The organism is Shewanella marisflavi (assembly GCF_002215585.1).
Lineage (GTDB): Bacteria > Pseudomonadota > Gammaproteobacteria > Enterobacterales > Shewanellaceae > Shewanella > Shewanella marisflavi.
Window position 1 is genome coordinate 2,084,738 of record NZ_CP022272.1, and the last position, 14,070, is coordinate 2,098,807.

At 48.1% G+C, this 14,070-nt stretch carries 11 protein-coding genes and 2 tRNA genes; 9 read left to right on the forward strand and 4 right to left on the reverse strand.

Going from position 1 to position 14,070, the window contains the following annotated elements; translation table 11 throughout:
* Positions 1-68: 68 nt before the first annotated feature.
* Genes zwf through CFF01_RS09100 form a run of 4 tightly spaced genes read left to right on the forward strand, consistent with a single transcriptional unit; the run spans position 69 to position 4,751 of the window.
* Positions 69-1,541, forward strand: coding sequence for a glucose-6-phosphate dehydrogenase (zwf, locus tag CFF01_RS09085; protein ID WP_033538133.1), 1,473 nt, complete (start codon positions 69-71; stop codon positions 1,539-1,541).
* Positions 1,542-1,553: 12 nt separating this feature from the next.
* Positions 1,554-2,252, forward strand: a complete 699-nt coding sequence (gene pgl / locus CFF01_RS09090; protein WP_088904583.1) for a 6-phosphogluconolactonase — start codon at positions 1,554-1,556, stop codon at positions 2,250-2,252.
* Between the two features lie 9 nt (positions 2,253-2,261).
* The gene (edd, locus tag CFF01_RS09095; RefSeq protein WP_088904584.1) at positions 2,262-4,088 is read left to right on the forward strand and encodes a phosphogluconate dehydratase; all 1,827 of its coding nucleotides are present in this window, start codon (positions 2,262-2,264) and stop codon (positions 4,086-4,088) included.
* A 21-nt stretch (positions 4,089-4,109) separates the two neighbouring features.
* Positions 4,110-4,751 carry a bifunctional 4-hydroxy-2-oxoglutarate aldolase/2-dehydro-3-deoxy-phosphogluconate aldolase gene (locus tag CFF01_RS09100; protein ID WP_033538136.1) on the forward strand — a complete coding sequence of 214 codons (642 nt, stop codon included), beginning with the start codon at positions 4,110-4,112 and terminating at the stop codon, positions 4,749-4,751.
* An 86-nt stretch (positions 4,752-4,837) separates the two neighbouring features.
* Here the strand turns inward: CFF01_RS09100 and eco are convergent, their stop codons facing one another.
* Positions 4,838-5,404, reverse strand: coding sequence for a serine protease inhibitor ecotin (gene eco, locus CFF01_RS09105; RefSeq protein WP_088904585.1), 567 nt, complete (start codon positions 5,402-5,404; stop codon positions 4,838-4,840).
* Between the two features lie 332 nt (positions 5,405-5,736).
* On the opposite strand from eco, the gene dmeF reads away from it, so the two are divergent.
* The 4 genes from dmeF to CFF01_RS09125 all read left to right on the forward strand — a co-directional run bounded on the left by dmeF (position 5,737) and on the right by CFF01_RS09125 (position 10,344).
* Entirely contained in the window at positions 5,737-6,777 is a 1,041-nt protein-coding gene (gene dmeF / locus CFF01_RS09110; RefSeq protein ID WP_088904586.1) for a CDF family Co(II)/Ni(II) efflux transporter DmeF, read from the forward strand.
* Positions 6,778-6,815: 38 nt separating this feature from the next.
* The gene (locus CFF01_RS09115) at positions 6,816-7,232 is read left to right on the forward strand and encodes a MarR family winged helix-turn-helix transcriptional regulator (protein ID WP_033538138.1); all 417 of its coding nucleotides are present in this window, start codon (positions 6,816-6,818) and stop codon (positions 7,230-7,232) included.
* 310 nt (positions 7,233-7,542) lie between these two features.
* Entirely contained in the window at positions 7,543-9,171 is a 1,629-nt protein-coding gene (locus CFF01_RS09120; protein WP_088904587.1) for a phosphoethanolamine transferase, read from the forward strand.
* A 144-nt stretch (positions 9,172-9,315) separates the two neighbouring features.
* Positions 9,316-10,344, forward strand: coding sequence for a GGDEF domain-containing protein (locus CFF01_RS09125; protein ID WP_088904588.1), 1,029 nt, complete (start codon positions 9,316-9,318; stop codon positions 10,342-10,344).
* Between the two features lie 6 nt (positions 10,345-10,350).
* On the opposite strand, the gene CFF01_RS09130 is transcribed toward CFF01_RS09125, so the two are convergent.
* A complete protein-coding gene (locus CFF01_RS09130; protein ID WP_088904589.1) occupies positions 10,351-13,053 on the reverse strand; it encodes a bifunctional acetate--CoA ligase family protein/GNAT family N-acetyltransferase in 2,703 nt (900 codons plus the stop codon).
* 292 nt (positions 13,054-13,345) lie between these two features.
* Between CFF01_RS09130 and CFF01_RS09135 the strand changes: the two genes are divergently transcribed.
* Positions 13,346-13,729 (forward strand): DUF3718 domain-containing protein, encoded by a 384-nt coding sequence (locus CFF01_RS09135; protein WP_088904590.1) that lies wholly within the window; start codon positions 13,346-13,348, stop codon positions 13,727-13,729.
* Positions 13,730-13,791: 62 nt separating this feature from the next.
* Here the strand turns inward: CFF01_RS09135 and CFF01_RS09140 are convergent.
* Positions 13,792-13,868: transfer RNA gene (locus tag CFF01_RS09140), tRNA-Val, on the reverse strand.
* A 20-nt stretch (positions 13,869-13,888) separates the two neighbouring features.
* Positions 13,889-13,965: transfer RNA gene (locus CFF01_RS09145), tRNA-Val, on the reverse strand.
* Positions 13,966-14,070 lie beyond the last annotated feature (105 nt).

A 14,070-nucleotide genomic window follows, 5' to 3' on the forward strand; every position in this document is an offset into this window, starting at 1 on the left:
TATTACAACAAACATGTGAGCTTCTCATCGAAACGATGGGACACAGTGACATAGGAGATTTTTAAGCTATGGGCATGACATCACCGGAAGCCAAAGCTTGTGATTTTGTATTGTTCGGCACTAAAGGCGACCTTGCCAGACGTAAGCTACTGCCTTCGCTCTACCAATTGGATAAAGCCGGTCTGCTTAATGAAGAGACTAAGATAGTTGGGGTAGCTAAAGATGCATTCTCTCATGAAGAGTATCAAGAGCTAGTCATTACAGCATTAAAAAGCTTTGTTAAAGAAGCCTTGTGTGACGAGACCCTGACGCGATTTCTCAGCCGCTGTGTCTATATAGGTACCAACTTCACAGAAACTGAGGGTTATAGCGCTTTCCATGAGGTACTGGATCCTAAGAAGCGCGTCATGGTGAACTATTTTGCCACACCGCCAGCAATCTTCGGTGACATCTGTCGTTGCCTTCACGAACAAAATCTTATTTTTCCTGATACACGTGTCGTTCTCGAGAAGCCAATCGGCTCAGATCTCGCCTCCTCAAAAGTTATCAACGATCAAGTCAGTGCCTACTTCAACGAAAATCAAGTTTATCGTATCGACCATTACTTAGGTAAAGAGACAGTACAGAACCTGATCGCGCTGCGTTTCGCCAATTCGCTGTTTGCCTCTAAGTGGGATAACCGTACCATAGACCATGTGCAGATCACTGTCGCTGAAGAGGTGGGTATTGAAGGGCGTTGGGGCTATTTCGATAAAGCCGGTCAGATGCGTGACATGATTCAAAACCACCTATTGCAGGTACTGACGCTGGTCGCCATGGATCCACCGGTTAACCTAGATGCCGATAGCATTCGTGATGAAAAGGTTAAGGTGCTTAAGTCACTGCGTAAGATAGATGCCGATAATATTTATGAAAACACTGTGCGCGGACAGTATTCTGCCGGTTTCTTAAAAGGTGCGCCTGTACCGGGCTACCTTGAAGAAGAGGGCGCTAATACTCAGTCACACGCCGAAACTTTTGTGGCACTGCGTGTCGATATCGATAACTGGCGTTGGGCCGGTGTGCCTTTCTACTTGCGTAGTGGCAAACGTATGCCGACTAAGAGTTCTGAGATCGTGGTCTATTTCAAGAACCCACCTCACAACTTGTACCGCTCAAGCTACCGCAACTTGCCACCTAATAAACTGACTATTCGTCTGCAGCCTCACGAAGGCGTTGAGATCCAGATGATGAACAAGGTGCCTGGACTGGAGCAGAAGCAGCGTCTGCAAACCACTAAGCTGGATTTGAGCTTCTCTGACACCTTTAAGAATGACCGTATCGCCGATGCCTATGAGCGTCTGTTGTTAGAGGCCATGTTGGGTAATCAGGCGCTTTTCGTACGCCGTGATGAAGTCGAGCAAGCGTGGACCTGGGTCGACGGTATCATTCAAGCTTGGGAAGAGAGCAACGAGAAGCCGAAACCTTACCCTGCGGGTAGTTGGGGCCCAGTGGCTTCTGTTGCATTGATAGCCAAAGACGGCCGCTCTTGGGACGAATAAGGACTGATTAAGATGATTAAAGAATCCGTATTCAAATCTTTTGATAGCAAAGCCAGCCTTGAAGCACAATTGGCATCTCGTATCGCCGATCAATTGCAGGCAGCAATAGATGCGCGTGGCAAGGCGAGCTTAGTGGTGTCTGGTGGTTCGACGCCGCTAGCACTGTTTAAATTGCTCAGCCAAAAGGCCATCGAATGGAACGATGTCTACATTACCCTGGCCGATGAACGCTGGGTTGATACCGAACACAGCGATTCTAATGAGCGCTTGGTTCGTCAACATCTGCTGCAAAACCGCGCCGCCGGCGCAAAGTTTCGTGGTTTAAAAAATATGTTTGCCACCGCCGAAACAGGTGCGGATATGGCCATTGAGCAATTGGCTAACTTTCCTAAACCGTTCGACGTAGTGGTATTAGGCATGGGTAACGACGGCCACACCTGTTCATGGTTTCCCTGTTCAAAAGAGATCGAACAGGCGCTGACCACAGAGGCGCTTTGCCTGGCCGTGAATCCTAGCGAGGCGCCACACGGACGCATGACCATCTCCAAGCAGGGGATTTTAGCCTCACGTCAGATCTATTTACACATTGTTGGTGAACAGAAGCTCGCCGTTTACCGACAAGCGCTCGAAAATGAAGACGCCAAAGCGATGCCGATACGTGCAGTGTTGGCGCAGCACAAGACCCCGGTCGATGTTTATTGGAGCGCTTAAGGAGCGATTATGCATTCAGTAGTACAGTCAGTAACCGACAGAATTATTGCCAGAAGCCAAGCTACAAGAGCAAAGTATCTTGAGGCGCTCAATGAAGCGAAAGCCAATGGCGTTCATCGTAGCAGTCTTAGCTGCGGTAACCTGGCGCACGGTTTTGCGGCGTGTAGTCCGGCCGATAAAAATGCCATCAAGGCATTTAATAAAGCCAATATCGGTATTGTGACCGCTTTTAACGATATGTTATCGGCGCATCAGCCTTACGAAAATTACCCTGAGTTACTTAAAGCCGCCTGTCATGAGGTAGGTAGTGTTGCTCAGGTTGCGGCAGGCGTGCCAGCCATGTGCGATGGCGTCACCCAAGGTCAACCCGGCATGGAGCTCAGTTTGCTTAGCCGTGAGGTGATTGCTATGTCAACGGCGGTGGGCTTGTCTCACAACATGTTTGACGGCGCATTACTACTCGGGATCTGTGACAAGATTGTTCCGGGTCTGTTGATCGGTGCCTTGAGCTTTGGGCATCTGCCTATGTTGTTTGTGCCGGCAGGTCCGATGAAATCGGGGATCCCTAATAAGGAGAAGGCGCGCGTACGTCAGAAATTTGCTCAAGGTCAGGTTGACCGAGCGGCGCTGCTGGATGCCGAGTCCAAGTCTTATCACAGTGCTGGTACTTGTACTTTCTATGGTACGGCAAACAGTAACCAGTTGATGCTGGAAGTGATGGGATTACAGCTGCCAGGTTCCTCTTTTGTGAATCCGGACGACCCACTGCGCGAAGCGCTAAATAAGATGGCTGCCAAACAAGTTTGTCGTCTGACAGAGGTGGGCACTCAATACACGCCAATCGGTGAAGTCGTTAACGAGAAGTCTATAGTGAACGGCATAGTCGCTTTGTTAGCGACAGGTGGTTCAACCAACCTCACCATGCATATTGTTGCGGCAGCGCGAGCGGCCGGTATTATCGTCAACTGGGATGATTTCTCAGAGCTTTCTGATGCTGTGCCGTTGCTAGCTCGCGTCTATCCAAACGGCCATGCCGATATCAACCACTTCCATGCCGCTGGCGGAATGGCTTATTTGGTCAAAGAACTACTCGATGCTGGTTTGCTCCATGAAGATGTGATGACAGTGGCGGGCTTTGGTCTGCGTCGTTACACCCAGGAACCGCGTCTTATCGATAATGAGCTCGTGTGGGTAGATGGGCCAACCGAATCACTCGATAAAGAGGTGTTGACGGCGGTGAATACACCGTTCCAGGCTAATGGTGGTCTTAAGCTGCTTAAAGGTAATCTGGGACGCGCCGTTATTAAAGTGTCAGCGGTTGCCGAGCAGCATAGAGTTGTCGAAGCGCCAGCAGTGGTGATCGACGATCAGAATAAACTTGAAGCCATGTTTAAGGCTGGTGAGTTGGATAGAGACTGCGTCGTCGTGGTCAAAGGGCAGGGGCCGAAGGCGATAGGCATGCCTGAACTGCATAAGTTAACGCCTATCTTAGGTTCGCTGCAGGATAAAGGCTTTAAGGTCGCGCTGCTGACAGACGGTCGTATGTCGGGTGCCTCAGGAAAAGTGCCTGCTGCTATTCATCTCACACCTGAGGCATTAGATGGTGGTCTGATCGCCAAGGTCGCAAATGGTGACCTTATTCGTGTCGACGCCAATAGCGGCGAAGTGAGCTTAATGGTGGATGAAGCCGTGTTAGCTTCGCGGGTTGCCGAGAAGGTCGACCTGCGCAGTACGAGTTATGGTATGGGACGTGAGTTGTTCTCTGCGTTACGCTCAAATTTAAGTAGTCCGGAAACGGGTGCACGTTGCACTACGACCATAGACGAAAACTATTAATCACTGAGGAAGGCTTTAGCAATGGCTGAGAATAACTGGTCAATTCAACCACAAGATATTTTTAAACGTAGCCCGATCGTTCCCGTCATGGTGATTAATAAGATTGAGGATGCTGTACCACTCGCCAGGGCGCTGGTCGAAGGGGGCATCAGTGTATTAGAGGTCACCCTGCGTACACCCTGCGCCTTGGAGGCTATTACTAAAATCGCCAAAGAGGTACCCGAGGCACTGGTGGGCGCTGGGACCATTCTTAATGAAGAGCAGTTGCAACAGGCCGTTGATGCAGGCGCTCAGTTTGTGATCACCCCTGGCGCGACTCCTGAGCTACTAAAGGCCGCGATGAAGGGCACTGTCCCACTGATCCCTGGCGTGGCAAGTATTTCTGAGGTGATGACAGGTATGGCCCTTGGTTATACCAATTTTAAGTTCTTTCCTGCAGAAGCCTCTGGTGGCGTTAATGCGCTTAAAGCCTTCTCTGGCCCCTTGGCTAACATACGTTTTTGCCCAACGGGAGGCATTACGCCAAGCAGTTACAAAGATTATTTGGCACTTAAAAATGTCGACTGTATTGGCGGTAGCTGGATAGCCCCAACAGATGCGATGGAGCAGGGGGATTGGGCGCGGATCACACAGCTGTGCAAAGATGCCATTAACGGGCTTTAGTCCTGTGTAAATTTAAAAACCTCTGCCATGGCAGAGGTTTTTTTATGGCTTGCATTTAGCGGTGGGATTCGCTTTCACTGAGTATTTTACTTGGCTTCACTATATTGATAGTCACCTATGGCTTGCCATACCCGGTATCTTAGCTGGGCGCCTGCAGGGAGATAGAAAACCTTAGGCAGACGGCTGTCGTACTCAAGGTTAAGCTTTTGCGGCAGCGTCAGAAAGGCAGTTTTCTTTGCCTTGTCAAAACAAGCCATCATGGTGCTTGGTCCCTGAACAATAGTGTCTACTTGGTAGTAGTTATAGCCCCAGCCCTGAACTGTATGTTGTGAGATCTCACCCTTAAGGCTGTGTTTATTACAGTCGACTTGCTCACTACGGCCAATGGCGATTTCGATACGATAGTCCGTCTCATTTTCCAATTTGGGTAGCGTCAAAATATGTTGTACCAGCCCATTGTCAGGCGCTGGAAACATCTTGCTGGTTTCATGCACCTGATAATCGGCTGCTGTGTAGCTTACTGCGTGAGGGCTTGCAAGGTGTGCTGGTTTTACCGGACTGGTGGCTTGGGCTGATATTGTAGTAAAGGCCAGTCCCAGTCCAATTAAAAGTGTGCGTGCTGCCTGTGGGTAGCGGTTTAGACTCAGATTCATGAAAGCTCCTAGCGTTAAAGTAAATTCAGATATCCGGTATAAACGCTAGCATAAGGGAAAAGGGTTAAAAGCAAATAAATATTTTTAATTTATTGTTTTAAGTCGATTTTAAGGATCTATGTGACGAGGTCGATAGATTTAGATTTCGGGTACGACATATCAGTTTACTTTGAAAATCAAACTAGTTAAGCTTTTGAAAGTTTGAAAATCAAAATAAATGACGAAGGCAGCCGATAACACTATGGGCCGAGTCGCTAGTTGCTCGAAAAGACAAATTTAGTTTTTTCGAGCATGAATAACGATCACTTATTTACAATAATAGAGAACTACTTATGTCCGATGTTAAGGATCATCTTGCCCCTTGGCAGCACTCACATCAATTTGCTAACTTAAACACTGATGGCGAGCGTAATACCCGTTACGTGTTGCTGCTAACGCTGTTTACCATGATAGCCGAGATAGCTGCCGGCACCTTATATGGTTCTATGGCCTTGCTGGCCGATGGTTGGCATATGGGGACTCATGCTGCAGCCTTCCTAATTACCCTGTTTGCTTACCATTACGCGAAAAAGCATGCTAATAATCCAAAATTTGCGTTTGGTACCGGAAAAGTCAGCGTGCTTGGCGGATTTACCAGTGCTGTCGCCCTGGGATTAGTGGCTTTGCTCATGGTCGTTGAGTCGGTAAGTCGCTTGTTTAACCCCGAGCAGATCCATTTTAACGAAGCTATTTTTGTGGCTGTTATCGGTTTAACGGTTAACGTTATCTCGGTATTTTTGCTTAAAGATCATCATAGCCATGACCACCATCATGGGCACCATCATCACGGACACGGACATCATCACGGGCATACACACAGCCATAAACACGATAAACACCATGAGCATGGCCATCACCACGACCACCAGCATGAAGAAAAGGGTCACCATGATCATAATTTGCGTGCAGCCTATTTTCACGTTATGGCCGATGCGTTGACCTCTTTGCTAGCGATTGGGGCGCTGCTGTTTGGTAAGTATCTGGGGCTGACCTGGCTTGACCCTGTTATGGGGGTAGTTGGCGCCGTGATCATAACCAGCTGGGCATGGGGACTGATGAAACAGACGGGGCCTATCCTGTTGGATGCCAGTATAGAAAAGCAGTATGTGAATGAGATGGTCGAGTTTATCGAAGATGAAGCGGATCATCAGGTTAGCGATATTCATGTCTGGCCGGTGAGTGCCGATCATTATGCGGCTATGGTGTCTATTGTTAGCCATGACCCAAAGGATCTGGACTATTTCAAGCACAAATTGGCTAAATTTGAACGTATCGATCATTTAACCGTCGAACTCATCACCTGTCGTCAAACTGAGTGCCAACAAGCAAACTAAGGATAGTTGCAGGGCACTAAATGGAGAATTTACCTTAGATGCAAAATAACGATCAATTGAGCCACGCCATCGTCGAGTTTTACGAGAAGCTTTCCTCGTGGGAGATGGCGGTGGTTAAGGATGCAGGCCACTCATTACCACAGATCCATGCGGTAGAAATTTTAGGTGCTAGCGGCGATCTTCGCATGAAGGAGTTAGCGGAAAAGATGGGGATCACAACAGGCACTCTCACTGTACAGATAGACAAGATGGAACAGGCTGGCCTTGTGGCGCGTAAGGCTCATCAGCAGGACAGACGTTCTATTCTGGTTGGCTTAACTGAGCAGGGGCAGGCCGTTTATCGAGAACACGACCAATTACACCATGGCTTGTCTGATCAATTAACCGCTAAGTTCTCCGACAGTGAACGAGAACTGTTATTGTGTTTTTTTGAACGGATGAATCAGGAGTTTTAGCCCCGCATTTGCTCCCGCCTTTCTTACACTTTTTTTTCACCTCCACTGTGTAAGTATCTCACCCTTAGCACAAGTTGCTTAACGCAAGTTAAGCAACCTAAATGCTGCTTTATTTTTGGTGCAGTATGTTGGTTAGCTAAATTGGCTGTCTCCTTCTGCGCCCCAGTTACTTGGACAATGACTTGCCCCAAGGTCTAGTGTATTACGACGAAGTCATGGCGTTAATAAACTGATCTAAATCCGGTTTTAATCAATTTTCTAGTTGGCTGTTATCGGTCTGTCTTCGTCATTATTAAAGAGAGAACACTCAGTGCTGTCGAGAGTTAACAATCTATCGGCGAACCAGTTTACGCTGATCATCGCACTATTTTATGTTTGTGTGTTTAATATGCCGCTGTTCGGCATAGTGAAACAGGGTATTGAAACGCAAGCAGAGGTGAACTATCTCTTTGTCGCGACGATTCCGCTGTTTGTGCTCTTAGCGTTAAGTTTTATCTTTTCGCTATTTTCAGTTAAATACTTGCTAAAGCCCTTTTTTATCGGTTTGACCTTAATTTCATCCTGTGTGTTTTTTGCCGCATTGCAATATGGTGTGGTGTTTGACTATGGGATGATAGAAAACATGGTGCAGACAAATAGCGCCGAGGCCTTAACCTATTTCAACTGGTCCTCGGGTTTGAATTTTGCGCTGACTGGCATAGTACCTGCGTTATTGATCTACAAGGCCAGGATTGTATACAAGCCGTTAGTCAAAGAAGTCATGCATAAGCTGGTTTTTATGGCCGCCATGTTGGCAGGAATTACTGTGATTGGTTTCTTCTATTATCAAAACTATGTTGCCTTTGGCCGTAATCATGATCAGATGAAGCGTTACATAGTGCCGACCTATGCCATTGGATCGATGGTAAAGTATGTCAAAGTTAATTACTTTCAAGAGCCATTGGTCTACAAGGAGCAGGGGCTCGATGCCAAGAATATGACTCATGATGGCAATAATAAGCCTAACCTAGTGGTGGTTGTGGTTGGCGAAACCGCCAGAGCACGTAACTATGAGTACTATGGTTATGATAAACCCACCAATGCCTATACTAAGGCCTATGACATGATTGCCTTTCAGGACACCTCGTCGTGCGGTACCGCCACAGCAGTCTCCTTGCCTTGTATGTTCTCTAGCATGGACAGAACTGATTACGATGCACGGCGCGCTCAGACACAAGATACTGTCATCGATGTGCTTAATCATGGGGGCATCGCGCTGGAGTGGTTAGACAATGATAGCGGCTGTAAAGGGGTGTGCGATCGCGTGACCCATATCAATCTCGATTTTAACAGTGACCCCGAGCTTTGTGATGGCCATAACTGCTACGATCAGGTGCTATTAAATGTGCTGGATAAGGAGTTAGCTAAAGGGATAACCCAAGACACTATGATAGTACTGCATATCATAGGTTCTCACGGCCCGACCTACTATTTGCGTTATCCTGAAACACATCGCAAATTTGTGCCCGATTGTCAGCGCAGCGATATTCAAAATTGCAGCGACGAAGAGTTGAAGAATACCTATGATAATACCATTTTGTATGGTGATTATATTATCGCTCAGGTGATTGCTCGCCTTGAAGCCCACAATGAACAGGCGGATACGGCGCTACTTTATGTGTCTGATCACGGCGAGTCGCTGGGAGAGAGCGGTATTTATCTACACGGTACCCCATATACTTTTGCACCTGACGAGCAGATAAAGGTTCCTTTGCTTGCGTGGATCTCGCCAGATTTTGCGGTAGACAACCATTTGGATAAGCAGTGCCTGAGTGATTACGCAACAAAGGGAGGCTTCTCACACGACAACTTATTCTCCAGCTTGCTTGGTGTGATGAATGTGTCTAGCGCGGTTTATCGCAAAGAGATGGATATTTTTGCACAGTGCCGCAAGGGTTAAGTGTACAAAATTATTAACAAAAAGCTGGTAAGCTTGGCATTTTTCGTTATTGTAGAGAAAGCGTCTTCTCTTATTGAGTTGAGAGAGTAAGTCGTGCCCTAATGCGCTAGTGTTTCTCGAATAATATCAACGGCGAAAATCTTTATGAATTTGGCTAAACAACTTACCGAAACCGAACTTTCAGCTAAAATTTTGCGACATGCCGTGCCGCGTATGTCTGAACTCAATATTCCCGTTACCCCAGATAATTATGCCGTATGGTATGAGTATTTTCGCGGGGTAAATCTGGATCTTAAGCGTGCCATCGATGCTTTAGTTGCCAGCCGCGCTCATTTCACTACTGAGGTTAATGCGGGTCTCTACAATAACTTTATTAGGGAAAAATCACCTGAGGTTATTGAGAGTGTGCAGGTCGAAACGCAGATCTTGATCAATAACTTTATGACCCGGCTATCAGAAGTCACTGCTGGCACGGCGCAGTTTAATCTTAGTCTGAATGAGTTTCAGCATAACATTAGCCAAGACCCCGATCCTCAAACCCTGGAGCGTCTTATCGATACCCTTGCCGAAGAGGTGGCTCAGGTTGTTACCAGTAATCGAGAGATGGAGAGCAGCCTTAAGGTGATGAATGATGAGGTTGCGGCGCTAAAGTCAGAGATGGAAAATCTCAATGTGGCGGTGATGACAGATCAGCTTACTTCGCTGCGTAATCGCCGCGCCTTCGACGAAGAGGTGCTCTCTCACATTCAACAATTTAGGCGCGAGCAACGCAATAGCAGCCTGCTCCTCGTCGATATTGATAACTTTAAGCAGTTTAATGATACCCATGGCCACCTCGTTGGTGACAAGGTACTGGCCTATGTCGCTTTGGCGTTAAAGCAAGGGGTAAGAGGAGATGATTTCGTCGCTCGTTATGGTGGTGAGGAGTTTGTTATTCTATTACCTGATACCGATCACTCGGGCGCCATGGTGGTCGCCGAGCAACTTAGATCCCGTATTGCCGAGCGACACCTGAGTATTGGCAAAGATAAGAAACTCTCCCTAGGGGCAATAACCGTGTCCATTGGCGTCGCCTGTTTGTGTCATGATGATGATCGTGAGTCCTATCTTACACGAGCCGATGAAGCGCTTTATCGCGCCAAGTCGGCCGGGCGTAACTGCATAAAAGGCTAATAGATATTAGCCTTGAGGCGGTTTCAGCGGCATGTCCATCTTGATCAGGCGCTCATCCATATCAAAGGTTACGGTAAAGCCTAACTTTTTCGCTAGGCTTGCCATATTGCGGTTTTCAAACATGGTAAAGCCAGTTAATAGTTCGGTGTCGTTAGCTTTGTAGTAAGCGATCAGTTTTTCGAGTAACAGTTTTCCTAACCCTATGCCTTGGTGATCGCTGCGAACCGCCATGGCAAATTCGGCCTCAGTGTTGTCAGGATCGATAGAGGCTCTGACTGCGCCTAAAGTGATATCGTCACCATCGGGCCCCTTAGCCGTGGCAATAAAGGCCATTTCTCTGGCGTAATCTATCTGAGTAAGCACCGCCATCTCTTCGTGAGTCATCTTTGAACGTACGCCAAAATAGCGCTTATACCTGTCTTCATCAGACAGTGAATTATCAAAGGCCAGGTGCTTAGGTTCATCTTCAGGCAAGATAGGTCTTAGCATGATCTCAAGCCCATTTTTAAGCACTGCGTGTTCTTCCATCTCCTTAGGGTAGGGGCAGATGGCCAGACGGTTGGGCGTATCCTGGGCATTAGCATTAAGCTGAATATTGACATCGAGCAGGGTGATCTGCTTACCGGCGCAAAGCACAGGATTTAAGTCTAATCCGGCTATTTCGGGACAATCTATGATCAGGTGAGAGATTTGAGTCAGCATGACGCATAATGCGTTCATGTCTAGGCCAAGTGGTAGATGTCTATCTTTGAGTTTGTGAGTCTTAAGGGCCTGGATAACCATATAACGGGCAAGCGTCATGTTGAGGGGGGGAAGTGCCACCGCCGCGTCTGTGTTAGGTTGCCACTCTGAACCACCTTCGCCAAGCAAGATGGCCGGGCCAAAGACTGGGTCGTTGGTGACGGCGACACGTATCTCTTGGGTGCCAGCGGTAAGTGCCATCTTTTGCACGATAAGCCCTTGGATATCGGCATCTTGATTCAGAGAATGGACGCGGCCAATCATGGCGTCGGCCGCTTGTAACACCTCCTGCTTTGAGGTGAGGTTAAGCATCACGCCGTGCACATCAGACTTATGATGAATGTCCGGTGATTGCACCTTTAAAGCGACCGGGTAACCTATCTGCTCAGCGATCTCGGCGGCGGCCTCCCCACTGGCTGCAAAATGTGTCTCTATGGTATTGAGTCCATACGCCTTTAGGATAGCACTGGCCTCGTGTGTCTCTATAACCTGTTTGTTTTCGCTAATCGCTTGATTCAGCAGGCGACGTGCTAACTGTCCATCTGTGGGAATGTTATCTGGAATTGATTGTGGTACTTCTTGCAGTAACTTCTGGTTACGTCTGTATTCCACCATGTGCATAAATGCACCAACGGCACCTTCGGGGGTGCGATAGGTGGGGACTCCCGCGCGGTTGAAGTGTTTACGAGCTTGATAGGCTGAGTCTTCGCCGCTCCAGTTGGTCAGGACATTGACCTTATGACGTCTTGGGTGTTTAGCGATAAGGTCTATGATGCTGTCGGCGATCTCTATGCCATCGCCAAGGGCCGAAGGGGAGTGCAGGACCAAGATGGCATCGGCAATATCGGCATTCATCAGAATATCGAGACTTTGAGTGTAGCGTTTAGCATCCGCATCACCGCCAATATCGACTGGGTTTTGTCCTGACCAGGTATCGGGTAGAAAAGCGTTCAGTTTATCGAAGGTTTCATCGTCCAGTGTAGCCGGTTTACCCCCACCAAGAATAAGCTGATCTAGCCCTAATACGCCGGGGCCGCCGCCGTTACTTAAGATAGCCAGTCGCTCGCCCTGAAGTGGTGCTGAATGGGCGAGCGTTTCCACCGCGGCGAATAGCTCTACCAGATCGTTGACCCTGAGCATACCGGCGCGTCTAAATGCTGCCTCATATACGGCGTCATTACCGACTTCACCGCCGGTGTGCAGTTTGGCGGCGTTGGTGCCTTCTAAACTGCGCCCCGATTTGATGACGAGTATGGGTTTATTGCGCGCAGCAGCGCGAGCAGCAGAGAGAAAGTGACGTTTTTCGTTAACCGAGTCGATATAGAGCATGATGGCGGTCGTACGCGAATCCCGGCCGAGATAATCGAGTAGCTCATCAAAATCGATATCCGTGGCATCTCCAAGAGAAATAAAGGAGGAAAAGCCGATCCCCTTATTGTTAGCCCAGTCCAGTACTGTGGTAGCGATAGCCGCCGATTGCGACACGAAGGCGATTTTACCTGGCAGGGCACTAGTGTGCGCCAGGCTAGCGTTGAGTCCCAAATTAGGCAGCATCATGCCGAGGCTGTTAGGGCCCAGTATGCGCATGCCATAGCGCTTGGCGTGAGCTCGGGTAAGGGTTAGTAGGTTCTGCCCCTCTTCATCTAACTGGTTTGCCATTCCTGAGGCGTTGATGATCGCCACTTTACAACCAAATTGCGCTAAGCGCTCAACGATAGCCGGAACGCGACTTGCCGCGGTACAGATAATGGCAAGATCAGGCTTGAGTGGTAAGGCTTCGATATTAGGGTAGGCTAACACGCCTAAGACGGCTTCATACTTTGGCGTTACAGGCATGATAGGGCCAGAGAAACCACTGGACAACAGGTTGCGCATCACGACATTGCCAGCTCGCTTGGCACCGTTAGACGCGCCAATAATGGCGACCGATTTGGGTTTAAAAAGGGTGTGTAATGTACGCTGGCTCATTGCCGACTCCTATTGTGCCTCGCCAACAGACAGTGTAACTCAGTTGCACTTTTTTTCTCTAGGATTTTAGTAGGATAAGCGTGTGTTAGTGGGGTCAGTTGATGGACAACATACCTTGCAACACTTTTACATCAAGGGTTAACAACTTCGAAGGACAAACTGAGCTTAACTTGGAACTGTATAACGTAGATATCATAGGGTGTCCGTTCAAACATCAAGGTTCAAATGACAGTTCAAATGAATTAGTGGCGTTTATGAATATGAGTGTCCTGTCCGAACCAAGGAGTTCATCATGAAAGCAAGGGGTTTACTTTTTGTTGCACTGACTTTTAGCGCATCGTTTGCCTACGGGGCTAATTATCAATTTGTGGCTGAGGATAATAGTCTGGAGACCAAAATTTGTATCGCAGCGGGTAGCGATAACCAAGCATCGCTTAAGCGTAAGTTAGTCAACTATGAGCATAACATGCGCTATGGTGTAAATACCATCTCCTGCAATGGTATGAGTCTGGCGCAATTCTCTCATCGATATGAGGCCTTACAAACTTACGCTTTTCTCTCTCGTCACTCATCCTTGGCCAATAAGGTTAAAACTCGGGTAAGTATTACCGATCTGGCTCGGCATCAAGTGCCGGAGGAAGGCGCGCCAGTCATGGTGATGGTGAGCGCGAAATAGGCAGTGCTGGACAACAGGCACAAAAAAACCAGCTTGCGCTGGTTACTGTGTATTTTACAAGATGGTACAACCGAGTGGATTCGAACCACCGACCCCCACCATGTCAAGGTGGTGCTCTAACCAACTGAGCTACGGTTGTATCGTTATCACTTGTAAAATTGGTACAACCGAGTGGATTCGAACCACCGACCCCCACCATGTCAAGGTGGTGCTCTAACCAACTGAGCTACGGTTGTACTGATTTACTGTTGATGACCTGTCGGCCATCGAACGAGCGCTATATTACGAGGGATGTAAGGTCAGTTGCAAGCAAAAAATCGTAATTTTTCAATCAAGCGGCG

What these genes read in the sequence shown, in the direction of transcription:
- zwf (WP_033538133.1), top strand. Translation starts at nt 69, where the DNA reads ATGGGCATGACATCACCGGAAGCCAAAGCTTGTGATTTTGTATTGTTC.
- pgl (WP_088904583.1), top strand. Translation starts at nt 1,554, where the DNA reads ATGATTAAAGAATCCGTATTCAAATCTTTTGATAGCAAAGCCAGCCTT.
- edd (WP_088904584.1), top strand. Translation starts at nt 2,262, where the DNA reads ATGCATTCAGTAGTACAGTCAGTAACCGACAGAATTATTGCCAGAAGC.
- CFF01_RS09100 (WP_033538136.1), top strand. Translation starts at nt 4,110, where the DNA reads ATGGCTGAGAATAACTGGTCAATTCAACCACAAGATATTTTTAAACGT.
- eco (WP_088904585.1), bottom strand. Translation starts at nt 5,404, where the DNA reads ATGAATCTGAGTCTAAACCGCTACCCACAGGCAGCACGCACACTTTTA.
- dmeF (WP_088904586.1), top strand. Translation starts at nt 5,737, where the DNA reads ATGTCCGATGTTAAGGATCATCTTGCCCCTTGGCAGCACTCACATCAA.
- CFF01_RS09115 (WP_033538138.1), top strand. Translation starts at nt 6,816, where the DNA reads ATGCAAAATAACGATCAATTGAGCCACGCCATCGTCGAGTTTTACGAG.
- CFF01_RS09125 (WP_088904588.1), top strand. Translation starts at nt 9,316, where the DNA reads ATGAATTTGGCTAAACAACTTACCGAAACCGAACTTTCAGCTAAAATT.
- CFF01_RS09130 (WP_088904589.1), bottom strand. Translation starts at nt 13,053, where the DNA reads ATGAGCCAGCGTACATTACACACCCTTTTTAAACCCAAATCGGTCGCC.
- CFF01_RS09135 (WP_088904590.1), top strand. Translation starts at nt 13,346, where the DNA reads ATGAAAGCAAGGGGTTTACTTTTTGTTGCACTGACTTTTAGCGCATCG.